We start from the raw sequence: 15,814 nt of genomic DNA on the forward strand, positions 1-15,814 counted from the left end.
CAAAGTGTCGTTGAATGATGCCACCGAATGCACTCTCATCGCCGAACCCACAGCAGTTGGCACGTGGCGAAGGCTGTGACGATGAGCCATGAGGTTTGGTCAAGCGGTTCGACTGACCCAAGTTGAGTGCTCTGATTCCTCCCTTCGCAAAGACTCGGGGCTTTTGCCCATCCATTTCCGGAAAGCGCGAAAGAAGGCGCTGGGTTCGGAATAGCCGAGTTGCACGGCGATTTCGCCGATCGTTTTCGACGTGTTCAGCAGCAGTTCGACCGCGAGGTCCCGGCGGATCTCGTCCTTGATGGCGGCATAGCTTTGTCCCTCGTCGTGCAGGCGGTGGCGCAGCGTCGAAGGCGGCATGCGCATGTCGGCGGCAAGTGCGGCGAAGCTCGACCAGAGAGCCGGCGTTGCCTGGCCCAAGCGCCGGCGAACGGCTGCGGCGATGCCGGCGTCATAGCGATAGCGAACGAGAATATTGGCAGGTGCGCCACGCAGGAACTGTTTCAGCGCCTGTTCGGTGCGTGAAATCGGCAGGTCAAGCATGGCGCTGTCGAAGCCAACGCGGCTGATTGGTTGGGAGAAGCGAACGGGCGCGCCGAAGAAAAGCCGGTAATCGGCACCTTGTCTCGGCTCCGCGCAACGAAAATCGACGAGGCGGATCGGGATGCGCCGGCCGACCAGCCAGCAGGTGATGCCGTGCACGATGATCCAATAGGTGCGGTAGGCGAAGGCCGAGCGCGGACTGCCCGAATCCCTGAGCTCGATCTCGGCGAGTCCATCTCGAATGACGAGCCGCCCCTTGGGATCGTCGAGCACGACATCGAGGAAGCGCAGCGCCCGGCGCAGCGCCTGAGCCAGCGTCGGCGCGTGCAGCACGCAGTGGCAGAGCAGCGTGAAGCTGCCGCTGCGCATCGGCCGGCCGCCCATGCCGAAGAACTCGTCGTCGAGTTCGGCGGCGATTGCCAGCCAGAGCGCCCCATAGGTCTCGGCAGAAACCGGCTGATCGACGACCGGCGGCAGGCCGACCCGCGCAAGAATTGGCGCCGTCGGCTTGCCGAGCCGCCGCAGGCTGTCGAGCGCCTCCTCGACGAAGCCCGGTGCGATCATGCGTCGCTCAATCTCGGCCATCTCAACCCCGCTATGGCAAAACTGGCCGAAATAATGGAGCAATTCTGTCATCGCTTGCAATAGGTAGAGCGAATAGAATTCTGCCTGCCGGCGCTATTTGGAGGAGATGGACCGGCGGCGAGGAGAAGAGATTCATGCTTATCCGTGGAGCAAGTTTCATCGTGACCGGAGGCGGTTCCGGGCTCGGTGCCGCGACAGCGCGCATGCTCGTCGAGGCCGGCGGGCGCGTGATGATTGCCGATCTCAATGTCGAGGCGGGAGAGGGGATGGCTCGGGAATTCGGCAGAGACGCCCGCTTCGTCGAGGCTGACGTGACCGACGGCGAGGCGGGAGCTGCGGTGGTCGCCGCGGCGCTCGAAGCCTTCGGTAGCCTGCGCGGGCTGGTCAATTGCGCTGGCGTGGCGCCGGCCGAAAAGGTGGTCGGCCGCGACGGGCCGCACCGCCTGGAGAGTTTCGTACGCACCATCAGCATCAATCTGATCGGCACGTTCAACATGATCCGGCTTGCCGCCGCGGCGATCCAGAATGCGGAGCCGGACGCTGAAGGCGAACGCGGCGTGATCGTCAATACGGCTTCGGTCGCCGCCTTCGACGGTCAGATCGGCCAGGCCGCCTATGCCGCCTCCAAGGGCGGAGTGGCGGCGATGACCTTGCCGATCGCCCGCGAGCTCGCCCGTCACGGCATCCGCGTCGTGTCGATTGCGCCCGGCATCTTCGAGACGCCGATGATCGCAGGCATGCCGGACGAGGTTCAGGGAGCTCTCGGCCAGAGCGTGCCTTTTCCGCCGCGGCTCGGCCGGCCACCGGAATTTGCCGGACTGGTGTGCCATATCTTTGAAAACAACATGCTGAACGGCGAGGTCATCCGCCTCGACGGCGCATTGCGGATGGGCGCGCGCTGAGCGCGTCGCCCGAAGGAGGAAAGATGGTTTTGCAGGATCCCATCGTCATCGTCGGTGCGGCGCGCACGCCGATCGGCAGCTTTCAAGGCGAACTGAAGGACGCGACCGCACCCGAGCTTGGAGCGGCGGCGATCGGGGCGGCACTCCAGCGCAGCGGCGTTGAGGCCGAGGCGATCGAGGAGGTCGTCTTCGGCTGCGTGTTGCCGGCGGGGCAAGGGCAGGCGCCGGCGCGCCAGGCGGCGATCCACGCCGGGCTGCCCTTTGCGACCGGCGCCAGCACCGTCAACAAGATGTGCGGCTCGGGCATGAAGGCTGTGATGATGGTCCATGACCAGATCGCCGCCGGCAGTGCTTCTGTGGCAGTTGCCGGCGGCATGGAAAGCATGACGAATGCGCCCTATCTGCTTGACAGGGCCCGTGGCGGCTACAGGCTCGGCCATGGGCGTGTCGTGGATCACATGTTCCTCGACGGGCTGGAGGATGCTTATGACAAGGGGCGCTTGATGGGCAGCTTCGCGGAAGATTGCGCCGAGGCCTATCAGTTCACGCGCGAGGCGCAGGATAATTACGCCATCGCCTCGCTGACGCGGGCGCAGAAGGCGATCGCCGAGGGTAGCTTCGAAAGCGAGATAGTGCCGGTGACGGTCAAGTCGGGCAAGGCCGAGCAGGTTGCCCGCCGCGACGAACAGCCGGGCCGTGCCAAGTTCGATAAGATTCCGACGCTGAAGCCCGCCTTCCGAGAGGACGGCACGGTAACGGCCGCCAATTCCAGCTCGATCTCAGACGGCGCGGCAGCGCTCGTGCTGATGCGCCGCTCCGAGGCGGAGCGCCGCGGTCTTGCCCCGCTCGCCACCATCCTCGGCCATGCCACCCATTCGCAGGCACCCAATCTCTTCGCCACCGCACCGATCGGCGCACTGCAGAAGCTGTCCGAGCGGACCGGCCTGGCGCTTGCGGATGTCGACCTCTTCGAAATCAACGAGGCTTTCGCGGTCGTCGCGATGGCGGCGATGCGCGATCTCGACGTTCCGCATGAAAAGGTCAATGTGCATGGCGGTGCCTGCGCGCTCGGCCATCCGATCGGTGCGTCGGGAGCCCGGATTCTGGTGACGCTGCTGTCGGCATTGCAGCGCTATGATCTGAAGCGCGGCATGGCGGCACTTTGCATCGGTGGCGGCGAGGCGACGGCCGTCGCCATCGAGCGGCATTAGCGGGGAGGGGAGGAGCAACATGATCCTTTCCGAACTCCAGCAGCAGATCACAGATCTCGCCCGCGACTTTGCCCGCGACCGGCTGGCGCCGGGAGCGGCCAAACGCGACCGGGAGCATCTCTTCCCGCGCGAGGAGCTGAAGGAGATGGGCGAACTCGGGCTGCTCGGCATGCTTGTTCCGGAAGCCTATGGCGGCTCGGATACGGGCGTCGTCGCCTATGCCGCGACACTCGAGGAGATTGCCGCCGGCGACGGACCCTGTTCGACGATCATGAGCGTGCACAGCTCCGTCGGTTGTGTGCCGATCCTGAAATTCGGCACCGAGGAGCAGCGGCAGCGCTTCCTGCCGAAGCTTGCGACCGGCGAATGGATCGGCGGCTTCGCGCTGACCGAGCCGCAGGCCGGTTCCGATGCCTCGAACCTGAAGACCCGGGCCCGGCGCGACGGCGACGACTATGTGATCGACGGCGCCAAGCAGTTCATCACTTCTGGAAAGAACGGTAATGTCATCATCGTCTTTGCCGTCACTGATCCCGACGCCGGCAAGAAGGGCATCACCGCCTTCATCGTGCCGACGGATACACCTGGCTATGAGGTGATCCGGGTCGAGGAAAAGCTCGGACTGCATTCCACCGATACCTGCCAGATCGCCTTCAACGCCATGCGGATTCCTGCGGATTTCAGGCTCGGTGCGGAAGGCGAAGGCTATCGCATCGCGCTCGCCAATCTCGAGGGCGGACGGATCGGCATTGCCGCTCAAGCCGTTGGCATGGCACGGGCCGCTTTCGAGGCGGCGCGTGACTATGCCAGGGAGCGCACGGCTTTCGGCAAGCCGATTTTTGAGCATCAGGCCGTCGCCTTCCGCCTTGCTGACATGGCGGTGCGGATCGAGGCGGCACGTCAGCTCGTCTTTCACGCCGCTTCGCTCCGGGAGGTGGAGCTTCCCTGCCTGTCGGAAGCGTCGATGGCGAAACTTTTTGCCTCGGAGATGGCCGAGCGCGTCTGCTCCGATGCGATCCAGATCCACGGCGGCTACGGCTACATGGCCGATTATCCGGTCGAGCGCATCTACCGCGATGTGCGCATCTGCCAGATCTACGAGGGAACGAGCGACGTGCAGCGCATGGTGATCGCCCGCAATCTATAGGAATGGCATCCGGTCCTGCTTCCGGGGAGGGGCGGGTCGGCAGAGGAGGAAAGAAGAGACATGGTGGATTCCGCTCGTTTGAGCCTGCACGTCCCCGAACCCGCCGTTCGTCCGGGCGGCCAACCTGATTTTTCCAACGTCAAGATCGCCAAGGCCGGTTCCGTGCCGCGGCCCGAAGTCGATGTCGCGTCCGAGGATATCCGCGATCTCGCCTATTCGATCATCCGCGTCTTGAACCGTGACGGCGAAGCGGTTGGTCCCTGGGCCGGATCGCTCACCGATGAGGAGCTGCTGACCGGGCTTCGCAACATGATGAAGCTGCGCGCCTTCGATGCCCGCATGCTGATGGCGCAGCGACAGGGCAAGACCTCCTTCTACATGCAGCATCTCGGCGAAGAGGCCGTCAGCTGCGCCTTTCGCAAGGCGCTCAACAAGGGCGACATGAATTTTCCGACCTATCGTCAGGCAGGCCTGTTGATTGCCGACGACTATCCGATGGTCGAGATGATGAACCAGATCTATTCGAACGAGAGCGATCCCTTGCACGGCCGGCAGTTGCCGATCATGTATTCCTCCAAGGAACACGGATTCTTCACCATCTCGGGCAATCTCGCCACCCAATATGTGCAGGCCGTCGGCTGGGCGATGGCTTCGGCGATCAAAAACGACACCCGCATTGCAGCGGCCTGGATCGGCGACGGATCGACGGCGGAGTCCGATTTCCATTCGGCGCTCGTCTTCGCTTCGACCTACAAGGCGCCTGTGATCCTCAACATCGTCAACAATCAATGGGCGATCTCCACCTTCCAGGGAATTGCCCGCGGCGGTTCCGGCACTTTTGCCGCCCGCGGCCTCGGCTTCGGCATTCCGGCGCTGCGGGTTGATGGCAACGATTATCTCGCCGTCCATGCCGTCTCCCGCTGGGCGGCCGAACGCGCCCGGCGCAATCTCGGCCCGACGCTGATCGAACATGTGACCTACCGCGTCGGCGCGCATTCGACCTCTGACGATCCGAGCGCCTATCGGCCGAAGACGGAATCGGAAGCCTGGCCGCTCGGCGATCCGGTGCTGCGGCTGAAGAAACATCTGATCGTCAAGGGTGTTTGGTCGGAGGAGCGGCATGTGCAGGCGGAAGCCGAAATCATGGACGAGGTGATCGAGGCGCAGCGCCAGGCCGAGGCGCATGGCACGCTGCATGCCGGCGGCAAGCCTTCGGTGCGTGACATTTTCGAAGGGGTCTATGCCGAGATGCCGGCGCATATTCGTCGCCAGCGGCAGAAGGCAGGATACTGACATGGCCAGGATGACGATGATCGAGGCCGTGCGCAGCGCCATGGACGTGTCGATGGCGAAGGACGACAATGTCGTCGTTTTCGGCGAAGATGTCGGTTATTTCGGCGGCGTCTTCCGCTGTACGCAGGGCCTGCAGGCAAAATATGGCAGGACGCGCTGCTTCGATACGCCGATCAGCGAATCCGGCATCGTCGGTACGGCAATCGGCATGGCCGCCTATGGGCTGAAGCCCTGCGTCGAGATCCAGTTCGCCGACTACATGTATCCGGCCTATGACCAGCTGACGCAGGAGGCGGCCCGCATCCGCTATCGCTCCAACGGCGATTTCACCTGCCCGATCGTCGTGCGCATGCCGACAGGCGGCGGCATCTTCGGCGGCCAGACCCACAGCCAGAGCCCGGAAGCGCTCTTCACCCATGTCTGCGGGCTGAAAGTGATCGTGCCGTCCAATCCCTATGACGCCAAGGGCCTGCTGATCGCGGCGATCGAGGACCCCGATCCGGTCATGTTCCTCGAACCGAAGCGGCTCTATAACGGCCCCTTTGACGGCCATCACGAGCGGCCGGTGACGCCCTGGTCGAAACACGATCTAGGCGAGGTGCCCGATGGCCATTACACGATCCCGATCGGCAAGGCCGAGGTGCGGCGGGCGGGATCGGCGGTGACCGTCATCGCCTATGGCACGATGGTGCATGTGGCGCTCGCCGCGGCCGAGGATGTCGGCATTGATGCCGAAGTGATCGATTTGAGAAGCCTGCTGCCGCTCGATCTCGATACGGTCGTCAAATCGGTGACCAAGACCGGACGCTGCGTCGTCGTCCATGAGGCGACCTTGACGTCGGGCTTCGGCGCCGAGGTCGTGTCACTGGTGCAGGAACATTGCTTCTATCATCTCGAAGCGCCTGTTGTGCGTGTCGCCGGCTGGGACACGCCCTATCCGCATGCGCAGGAATGGGACTATTTCCCCGGTCCCGGCCGTGTCGGGCGGGCGCTTGCCGAAGTCATGGAGGCCTGAGCCATGGGCGAATTCGTCATCAAGATGCCCGATGTCGGGGAAGGGGTCGCCGAGGCCGAGTTGGTGGAATGGCACGTGAAGACGGGAGATCCCGTCCGCGAGGACATGGTGATCGCCGCCGTGATGACGGACAAGGCGACGGTCGAAATTCCCTCTCCCGTCGATGGCACTGTCATCTGGCTCGCCGGCGATATCGGAGACCGCATCGCGGTCAAGGCGCCGCTGGTGCGGATCGAAACGGCGGAAGGTGCCGGTGAGGCCCAACCGATGCCGATCTCGCAGGCGCCGAGCGCCGAAGTGGTCAAAGCGGAGATCGCCAGGCCTGCCCCAGCGATGCCGGTCACCGCAGCGCCTGCTGCTGCGGCTGCGCCCGCCGAAAAGCCGCTTGCCGCGCCGTCCGTGCGGCTCTTCGCCAGGGAAAGCGGTGTCGATCTGAGGCAAGTGCAGGGGACCGGGCCGGCAGGGCGCATCCTGCGCGAAGATGTCGAGCAATTCCTCGTGCAAGGCGCCGCTCCGGCCCTCCTAAGGGGCGGATCCGCCAAGAAGACGGCGACCGAGGAGATCAAGCTCACCGGACTGCGCCGGCGCATCGCCGAAAAGATGGTGCTTTCCACCTCGCGCATTCCCCACATCACCTATGTGGAAGAAGTGGACATGACGGCGCTGGAGGAACTGCGCGCCACCATGAACGGCGACCGCAGGGAGGGCCATCCCAAGCTCACGGTCCTGCCCTTCCTGATGCGGGCCCTGGTCAAAGCCATTGCCGGGCAGCCCGAGGTAAACGCCACTTTCGACGACGATGCCGGTATCATCACGCGCCATAGCGCCGTCCATATCGGCATCGCCACGCAGACGCCCGCAGGCTTGACCGTGCCTGTCGTGCGGCATGCGGAAGCGCGTGGCATCTGGGATTGCGCCGCCGAAATGGTCCGGCTGGCGGATGCGGCGCGCTCGGGCACGGCGACGCGCGACGAGCTTTCCGGCTCCACCATAACCATTAGTTCACTCGGCGCACTCGGCGGCATCGTTTCCACCCCTGTCATCAATCATCCCGAGGTGGCGATCATCGGCGTCAACAAGATCGCCACACGCCCGGTCTGGGACGGCACGCAATTCGTGCCGCGCAAGATGATGAACCTTTCGTCGAGTTTCGATCATCGCATCATCGACGGCTGGGATGCGGCGACTTTTGTCCAGCGCATCCGCACGCTGCTCGAAACGCCGGCGCTCATTTTCATCGAAGGCTGAGCCATGAAAGAAATTGTCTGCAAGCTACTCGTCATCGGCGCCGGCCCGGGCGGTTATGTCTGCGCCATCCGCGCAGGACAGCTCGGCATCGATACTGTCATCGTCGAAGCCGGCAAGCCGGGCGGCACCTGTCTCACGGTCGGATGCATTCCCTCCAAGGCACTGATCCATGCTGCCGAGGAATTCAACGCCACACAAAAAATGCTCGCCGGCAAAAATCCGATGGGCATCCGCATCGAAGGCGCCTCGATCGATCTCGGCAGAACGATCGCCTGGAAGGACGGCATTGTCGGGCGGCTGACGGGCGGCGTTTCGGGTCTGCTGCAGAAGGCGCGGGTGAAGATCGTCCATGGCCGCGCCCGTTTCCGTGACGGCAAGACGGTGGAGGTAGAGACTGAAACCGGCCAGCAGGTCATCCGCGCCGAGACCGTGGTGATCGCCACCGGATCCGATCCGGTGGCGCTTGCCAATCTGCCTTTCGGTGCCCGCGTCATTTCCTCGACTGAGGCGCTGTCGCTGACGGAACTGCCGAAAAAGCTCGTCGTGGTCGGCGGCGGTTATATCGGCTTGGAACTCGGCATGGCCTTTTCGAAGATGGGCTCCGAGGTGAGCGTCGTCGAGGCGACGCCGCAGGTGCTGCCGCTCTATGATGCGGAACTTGTGCGTCCCGTTATGCGCAAGCTCACCGAGAGCGGTATCCGGGTGCTGACGGGTGCAAAGGCGATGGGTCTTGCCGATAATGCCGAGGCATTGATCGTTGAAACGTCGGACAGCCGGCGTGAGACACTGCCGGCGGATCGCATCCTTGTCACTGTCGGCCGCCGCCCGCGAACGGCGGGCTCCGGCCTCGAAGAACTCGATCTCGACCGCGCCGGTCCGTATCTGAGGATCGACGATCAATGCCGTACCTCGATGCGCGGCATCTATGCGATCGGCGACGTGACCGGCGAGCCGATGCTGGCGCATCGGGCGATGGCGCAAGGGGAGATGGTGGCAGAAATCGTTGCGGGCAAGAAGCGGGGTTGGGACAAAAGATGCATTCCCGCCATCTGCTTTACCGATCCTGAGATCGTCAGCGTCGGCCTGTCGCCGGCGGAGGCGCGCGCGCAAGGATATGAGATCCGCACCGCCCAATTTCCGTTCAGCGCCAATGGGCGGGCGATGACGATGCTCTCCGAAGAGGGCTTTGTGCGCGTCGTCGCGCGCGCCGACACGAACCTCGTTCTCGGCTTGCAGGCTGTGGGAGCCGGGGTCTCCGAGCTTTCCGCAGCTTTCGCGCTGGCAATCGAAATGGGTGCGCGCCTGGAGGACATCGCCGGCACCATCCACGCCCATCCAACCCGCAGCGAAGCGCTCATGGAAGCGGCACTGAAAGCTTTGGGAAACGCTTTGCACATCTGAGCCGACTGGACCCGGATCACGCATGACGTCTGCCGGTTCGGATCCCATCGACTGGGACCGGAATATGGCCGTGCCGATGCCGAAAAGCTTTGCCCACAAGGGCAAGAGCCCGACCTGTCGCAATAGGATCAGCATCACACGGACATTGATCGACAGGCCGACTACCCCCTGAAGCGCTGACTTCGTCATCGCGTAGGCGGCAATCCCCGAATATGACATAGATCGCCGTTGTGGAGCCGATTGACAAACTTTGCCAAGTCCAGCTAACCTACTCGCACCATGGAGGCTCGAATGGCTACGATGAACGTATCTCTTCCGGACCCGATGAAAGATTGGGTTGAGGCACAAGCAAAGAGCGGGCGATATTCCAATGCCAGCGACTATGTGCGCGACCTGATCCGGAGGGACCAAATTCGCGGTGACAAGGTTGCCGCCATGCAACGTTTCGTTGATGACGGTTTAAAAAGCGGTATTGGCAGCCGCTCGAAGGACGAACTCTTTGCCGCGGCAGTGGCACGTGCAGAAACAACGCGCGGCAGTAGATAATGCGCTTTGACCTTTCAGTCGAAGCGGAAGAGGACATCATTGCGATCGCCGAACAAGGAGTGCGCATGTTCGGAGCCGCGCAGGCTAGGCAGTATCATGACGAGTTGTTTACCGCGCTTGATCTGATTGCGGCCAATCCGCGAATGGCGCGTGAGCGAGAAGAGATTTCGCCGCCAGTTAGAGTTCATCCGTTCAAAGCCCATCTCATTGTCTACCGCATCGAGGAGCACGGAACTATATTCGTGATCCGAATACGCCATGGACACGAAGACTGGGCCAGCGATGCCCCTTAGGCCTGGCTGAGTGAATGAACAAGCACAGTTGCATGGGGCAATAGGCCCCGGGAATATCGTCAGCAAAGCCTGTTAATAGAACCCCGACCGATCGCTGGAGAAACCGCGTCGGCTCCTCGGATAGCAGGGGCCGAGGTGTTCGCCGCGATCAGCCCCTACGAGAGGCAAACACGTAATCGCCTCACATGCGCTAGAGCAGATCCTGTGATCGACGAATATGTGAGGTGACGAGGCGAGTCGAAGCGGATTCAAAATCCATATCGGAAGAGCTGGATGACGGGACGAGCACTGAGCGATGATCTTAGATTACGGGTCTTGAAAGCATCTGCGGCGGGCGTGTCTGCACGCCAGGCGGCAGCCCGGTTCGGGATTGGGATTTCGACAATTCGCTGGATCGCAGGAGCGAAAGATGGCGAGCCTACATTCTGGCCGCAAGGTTGGCGGTGCCGCGCAAAGTCGCACCCGAAGGACGGCTGAAATCCAGGCGACAATCGCCGCGGGTGCAAGTGATCCCTGGCTACGCCCTCCGGAGTCTCACTCACGCAACCACGGCCGACTGTTTCTCTGGGGCGTGGCCTCATTTTGGCCCGACACAGAAGCTGGATCAATCACCAACGCCAGTGCCGTTCGATCACTTCGGCTTAATGGCCATTAGATTGCCCAACTCCATAGGGAAGGGGAATAAAATCGTCGAAGTCTTCTCGCTGGCGATGACGTTCAAAGTGCTCAAGTAACGAAGTTGCATCGCCTCCGGCTGTTTGGCCAGAATTTCCGCCGCTTCAAGTAGCTTCGCTGCAGCTTGCTGTTCGCCCTCGGCATTGATGACCTTTGCGCGGCGTTCGCGTTCGGCTTCGGCTTGGCGAGCGATCGCACGTATCATCGACTCGTTGATATCGACATGTTTGATCTCGACAGTGGCTACTTTAATTCCCCAGGCGTCCGTCTGAGAGTCGAGGATTTCCTGAATATCGGAGTTGAGCCTGTCGCGTTCTGCCAGCATTTCATCGAGGTCGTGCTTGCCGAGCACGGAGCGCAACGTCGTTTGAGCAAGCTGGCTTGTTGCCATCATGAAATCCTCGACCTGGATTGTCGACTTCTCGGGGTCCATGACCCTGAAGTAGATCACCGCGCTGACTCGAACCGAGACATTGTCATGTGAGATGACGTCCTGGCTAGGGACATCGAGTACGCGCGTGCGCAAGTCGACGCGGATCATCTGCTGGACATAGGGAATAAGCAGAATCAAGCCGGGTCCCTTGACCCCGGTAAAGCGGCCAAGGGTGAACACGACGCCGCGTTCATACTCCCTCAGGATCTTAACCGCGGATGCGAGGATGGCGACCGCAATGACAATGGCCACCAAATAGAAGGCAAGATCTGCAAACATATCCATGGCTTCTCCTCCTGCGTCCTTGCGTGCCGCTAGGTGTTCTTAGGACGGCTGGCGACCTCGAGCGCCAGCCCGTTGCGACCCGTCACCCTGACAGGGTCACCAGCAACAAGGGGTTCGGCGGAAACGGCCTTCCAGCGTTCGCCATGCGCGATGACGTACCCCGAGAGTCCCGTCCAACTCTCAACTTTACCGGAAATGCCAATCATCTCCTCTGCACCGGTTGCGACCTCGCGCAATCGCGAGGTGAATGCCAGGCGAGCAACGACGAGGCTAAAGGCGAGAATCGCAAGCGCAATTGCGCCCAGCAGAGGACGCGACACTTGCAAGCCGGGTATACCCGTATCAAACAAGATGGTCGCTCCCAGGATCACGGCTACCCCGCCGCCGATGCCCAAAGCGCCGAAGCTTGGCGAATGCGCCTCAGCCACTGTCAATCCCACGCCGAGCAAAATAAGCCCAAGGGCGGCAAAACTTACCGGCAGCAACGCCAGGGCATAAAGACCAAGGAGGAGGCAGATGCCGCCGATCGTGCCAGGAAGCATTGTCCCAGGTGCGAGAAATTCGAAGATCAGGCCATAGATACCGACCATCATCAGGATGATTGCGATGTTCGGATCGGTAATGACGGAAAGCAGGCGCGTGCGCCAGTCAGGCTCGAATTCCTGTACGGCCAAACCGGCGGTATCGAGCCGGACCTCCGTTTGACCGACCCGCACCACGTGCCCCTGTGCCTTTGCAAGGAGATCGATGACATCGACTGCAATGAAATCGATGGCATGTTCGCGCACTGCCGCTGTGGATGAAAGGCTTGCAGCTTCCCGGACGGCACGCTCTGCCCAGTCCGCGTTGCGATTGCGCAATTCCGCAAGCCCACGAATGTAGGCGACTGCGTCGTTGACGGCTTTTGCTTCATGGGCATTGCCTGGAGCTTCCGGCTGCTTGCCACCAGGTTCGCTCGGCTTCTTTTCGGGTTCCTCATCGCCGCCGAAAGGCTTTACGCCGAGCGCGATTGGTGTTGCCGCACCCAAATTGGTCCCAGGGGCCATTACCGCAATGTGGCTTGCGTAGAGAATATAGGTGCCAGCGCTGGCAGCTCGTGCTCCGCTTGGCGCGACGAAACTTGCGACAGGCACCGGCGAGGCAAGGATCGCGCGAATGATTTCCCGCATGGAGGTGTCGAGGCCGCCCGGTGTATCCATTTGCAGGACGATCAAGACCGCTTCTCGGTCGCCAGCACGCTGAATGCCTCGTACCACGTAGTCAGCAATAGCAGGCCCAATGGCGCCATTCACCTTGAGGACGACAGACGCGCGGTCAGACGCCGACGGTGCGCCGAAGCCCCAAGCTAAAAGCAGCAAAAACAACAAAGTGAAGATTGGCGGTTGCCATCGCCAACACCTCAATCCCCGCGTGCCAATCGGCGGAACGTACATAGTATTTAATGTATGTCGGATATTACAAAGAAAAAGACGCAGGCCTCAAAGGCTCATGTTCAAGCCGTCTTATGCGCTCGTAAAGGCGAAGTTGGCTAAGCGCGTTGCACGGATGCGAGCCGCGTGGCCTGTTTTTGAAGGTCGCTGGCAGCCAGCGACGCGCATTCCGATGCAGCGAGACGGTTGTCGAGATGGGTGCACACTTGGAAGACATCGCCGGCACCGTCCACACTCATCCGACCCGCAGCGAAGCGCTCATGGAAGCGGTGCTGAAGGCTTTCGGAAGCGCCCTGCATATTTGATCGAAACCGAAATCGGAATGCCGTCGACCCATCCCAGATGCCTTATTAATCAGATACTTCAGGATCTTATCGCCGGGCGAGAATATCCTGTTCGACGAGATGTCTTACGACCGAGCTATATGTCGACAGCTTCAATATTTGGCAACCAGATCATGCAATTCTATAGAACGTCAGCGGTTAGTTCTTCCGCTTCTATGACCCATGAAGGGTTTCACTCCGCGTCATCAAGCGCTGCGAGGAGCCCAGGGTCGCATGTCACTTTCAGAAAATGAGAGATTGAATCTCCTCCACCAGGCCAGCATTCTCGATACGCCACCAACGGAAGAGTTCGATGCTATCGTGCGGCTGGCTCGCAGCATGTTCGACATGCCGATGGCCTTGGTTTCGTTCGTCGACGGGCATCGGCAGTGGTTCAAGGCCGAGCAAGGTCTCTTTTTGAAGGAGACGCCACGCGAGCAATCCTTCTGCAGCCATATCGTAGAGACGAAGTCACCGCTCATCGTCAAAAACGCCGACAAGGATTCTCGCTTTTCCGGAAATATCTTCGTCAGAGAGCGTTCGGTCCGGTTCTATGCGGGAGTGCCGCTCTCGGAAGGGGACACCTGCTACGGCAGCTTCTGTGTCCTCGACACGAAGAGCCGCCGCTTCGGCGATCGGGATCTCGAACAGCTCCGCAGTTTGGCAAGCGTCGTCGTCGGCCTTATCCGCGAACATCGTCAGCAAAGCCTGCTGAGAGCGCAGCAACGCGAGTTGGAACTGAAGCAGGCCCGCTTCGAGCAGACCGAACGCTCTGCCAAGGTCGGCGGCTTCGAGATGGATCTCGCGACCGGCACCATCATTTGGTCCGACCAGATTTACCGCACCGTCGGACTGCCGGTCGGCAAACGCATGACCTCGGAGGAGGTGATCGGCTGCTATGCTCCTGAAGAGCGCGAAAGCGTCAGACGCAGGATACGCGATGTCCTTGATGGTTCAGCGGCCGGCATCGACAGGGAATATCGCATCATGACGCCAGAAGGGGAGGAACGCTGGGTCCGCGTGGTCAGCGATATCGAGCGCTTGAGCGGCAAGCCCAGTCGTCTGTTCGGCATCGTTCAGGATGTTTCCGAAAAAGTGCGTTACGAGCAACGTCTGCTCCAGGCCGCCAACGCCGATCCTTTGACCGGACTTGCCAATCGGGCAGCCTTCAATGCTCATATGGAGCGGCTCACAGCGGCCGACGCTCCTTCCATCGGCTTATTGCTGATCGACGTCGATCGCCTGAAGCAAGTGAACGATATCCTCGGCCATGCGACAGGTGACCTGCTGCTGAAAGGCGTGGCGTCACGTCTGGACGAACGCTTGGGAAAGCGAGGAAAGGTCTTTCGTCTCGGCGGGGATGAGTTCTCCGTCATTCTGGACGCGCCCGCAAGCGTACGCCGCATGGGTTCGCTCGCGCGCCACCTGATCGAATATATCGGGCGCCCTCTGCAGGTTGGGGGATCGACGATAAATCCGGCGATAACCGTGGGTGGGGCGATTTCGGAGGGCGAGATGGATGCCGTAACGCTTTCGCAGAACGCGGACTTCGCTCTCTATCATGCCAAAGAAACGCGGCGCGGCAGCTATATACACTACGAGCCCAGCCTGCGTTCGAGGATAGCGCGTCGCATTCAAATCGTCCGGGAGGTGGAGTCGGCTCTTACCGAACATCGGATGGTGCCGCACTATCAGCCGATCGTTGCCTGTGCCGACGGTCAGGTAGGGGCGTTCGAAGCGCTTGTGCGAATGCGGCGTTCGGATGGTTCAATCGTGTCGGCGGCGCAATTTCACGAGGCGTTCACAGACCCGAGCGTTGCCTATCACATTACGACCCGCATGCTCGAGCAGGTCGCGGCCGACATTCGAGGCTGGATCGACCGCGGGCTGGAATTCGGGCGGGTCAGCCTCAATATAAGTGCCTCCGATTTCATGAGGGGCGACTTGGAAACCCGGATCGTTGCCGCCTTTGCGTCAAGAGGAATTCCGCTGGATAAGCTTATGCTGGAGGTGACGGAAACGGTTTTCCTGCAGGGCCTGGAAGATGCCGTTGCAACAACCCTGCAACGTTTGCGCAAGAAAGGCCTGACAGTGGCGCTCGATGACTTCGGGACAGGTTATGCGTCGCTGACGCATCTGCGAAGTCTGCCGGTCGACATCATCAAGATCGATAAGAGCTTTATCGACACCATGCTCGTCGATGAATCGAGCCTCGCTATCGTTGAACTGGTGCTCAATCTGGCGCGGAAGCTCGATATGAAGGTCACGGCCGAAGGTGTAGAGAGCCATCGGCAGGCGATGCGTTTGCTGGAAATGGGCTGCACCACGCTGCAGGGCTATATGTTCGGCAAACCCATGAGCCGTGAACGTGTTGGTGAATATCTGTGTGCACGCAAAACCGGCGTGACGGAGAATGCCGACCGACCGCAGGAGGAACCGCGTCGTTTCCTCGGATAGCAGGGGGCGAGCTGTTCGCCGCTATCAGCC

At 61.4% G+C, this 15,814-nt stretch carries 13 protein-coding genes and 1 pseudogene; 11 read left to right on the forward strand and 3 right to left on the reverse strand.

What is annotated here, in order from left to right; genetic code table 11:
* Positions 1 to 99: 99 nt before the first annotated feature.
* Positions 100 to 1,176: an AraC family transcriptional regulator gene (locus tag NMA58_RS31810; protein ID WP_434715204.1), complete on the reverse strand. Its 1,077-nt coding sequence runs from the start codon at positions 1,174 to 1,176 to the stop codon at positions 100 to 102.
* A gap of 83 nt (positions 1,177 to 1,259) precedes the next feature.
* On the opposite strand from NMA58_RS31810, the gene NMA58_RS31815 reads away from it, so the two are divergent.
* From NMA58_RS31815 to NMA58_RS31860, 10 genes and pseudogenes are all read left to right on the forward strand, one after another.
* Positions 1,260 to 2,027 (forward strand): SDR family NAD(P)-dependent oxidoreductase, encoded by a 768-nt coding sequence (locus NMA58_RS31815; RefSeq protein WP_434715205.1) that lies wholly within the window; start codon positions 1,260 to 1,262, stop codon positions 2,025 to 2,027.
* A gap of 23 nt (positions 2,028 to 2,050) precedes the next feature.
* Complete coding sequence (locus NMA58_RS31820; protein ID WP_434715206.1) at positions 2,051 to 3,238, forward strand: acetyl-CoA C-acyltransferase; 1,188 nt, start codon at positions 2,051 to 2,053, stop codon at positions 3,236 to 3,238.
* Between the two features lie 19 nt (positions 3,239 to 3,257).
* Positions 3,258 to 4,385, forward strand: coding sequence for an acyl-CoA dehydrogenase family protein (locus NMA58_RS31825; protein ID WP_434715207.1), 1,128 nt, complete (start codon positions 3,258 to 3,260; stop codon positions 4,383 to 4,385).
* A gap of 60 nt (positions 4,386 to 4,445) precedes the next feature.
* Entirely contained in the window at positions 4,446 to 5,678 is a 1,233-nt protein-coding gene (locus NMA58_RS31830) for a 3-methyl-2-oxobutanoate dehydrogenase (2-methylpropanoyl-transferring) subunit alpha (protein WP_434715208.1), read from the forward strand.
* Position 5,679: 1 nt separating this feature from the next.
* Positions 5,680 to 6,693: an alpha-ketoacid dehydrogenase subunit beta gene (locus NMA58_RS31835; protein WP_097599001.1), complete on the forward strand. Its 1,014-nt coding sequence runs from the start codon at positions 5,680 to 5,682 to the stop codon at positions 6,691 to 6,693.
* A gap of 3 nt (positions 6,694 to 6,696) precedes the next feature.
* Positions 6,697 to 7,941 carry a dihydrolipoamide acetyltransferase family protein gene (locus NMA58_RS31840; protein ID WP_434715209.1) on the forward strand — a complete coding sequence of 415 codons (1,245 nt, stop codon included), beginning with the start codon at positions 6,697 to 6,699 and terminating at the stop codon, positions 7,939 to 7,941.
* A gap of 3 nt (positions 7,942 to 7,944) precedes the next feature.
* Positions 7,945 to 9,342, forward strand: a complete 1,398-nt coding sequence (lpdA, locus tag NMA58_RS31845) for a dihydrolipoyl dehydrogenase (protein WP_434715210.1) — start codon at positions 7,945 to 7,947, stop codon at positions 9,340 to 9,342.
* Between the two features lie 291 nt (positions 9,343 to 9,633).
* Positions 9,634 to 9,888 (forward strand): type II toxin-antitoxin system ParD family antitoxin, encoded by a 255-nt coding sequence (locus tag NMA58_RS31850; protein ID WP_097598998.1) that lies wholly within the window; start codon positions 9,634 to 9,636, stop codon positions 9,886 to 9,888.
* Positions 9,888 to 10,181 carry a type II toxin-antitoxin system RelE/ParE family toxin gene (locus NMA58_RS31855; protein ID WP_434715211.1) on the forward strand — a complete coding sequence of 98 codons (294 nt, stop codon included), beginning with the start codon at positions 9,888 to 9,890 and terminating at the stop codon, positions 10,179 to 10,181. Before NMA58_RS31850 ends, NMA58_RS31855 begins: the two co-directional genes overlap by 1 nt.
* A gap of 273 nt (positions 10,182 to 10,454) precedes the next feature.
* A pseudogene (locus tag NMA58_RS31860) lies at positions 10,455 to 10,625 on the forward strand (helix-turn-helix domain-containing protein); the annotation flags it as partial.
* Between the two features lie 187 nt (positions 10,626 to 10,812).
* Here NMA58_RS31860 and NMA58_RS31865 read toward each other — a convergent pair.
* Both NMA58_RS31865 and NMA58_RS31870 read right to left on the reverse strand, forming a co-directional pair.
* Entirely contained in the window at positions 10,813 to 11,574 is a 762-nt protein-coding gene (locus tag NMA58_RS31865) for a slipin family protein (RefSeq protein ID WP_221127297.1), read from the reverse strand.
* A gap of 29 nt (positions 11,575 to 11,603) precedes the next feature.
* Positions 11,604 to 13,007: an NfeD family protein gene (locus NMA58_RS31870; RefSeq protein WP_434715212.1), complete on the reverse strand. Its 1,404-nt coding sequence runs from the start codon at positions 13,005 to 13,007 to the stop codon at positions 11,604 to 11,606.
* Positions 13,008 to 13,510: 503 nt separating this feature from the next.
* On the opposite strand from NMA58_RS31870, the gene NMA58_RS31875 reads away from it, so the two are divergent.
* Positions 13,511 to 15,784: a sensor domain-containing phosphodiesterase gene (locus NMA58_RS31875; RefSeq protein ID WP_434715213.1), complete on the forward strand. Its 2,274-nt coding sequence runs from the start codon at positions 13,511 to 13,513 to the stop codon at positions 15,782 to 15,784.
* Positions 15,785 to 15,814: the final 30 nt, after the last annotated feature.

This window comes from Rhizobium sp. YTUHZ045, assembly GCF_051124255.1.
In the GTDB taxonomy this organism is placed as follows: domain Bacteria; phylum Pseudomonadota; class Alphaproteobacteria; order Rhizobiales; family Rhizobiaceae; genus Rhizobium.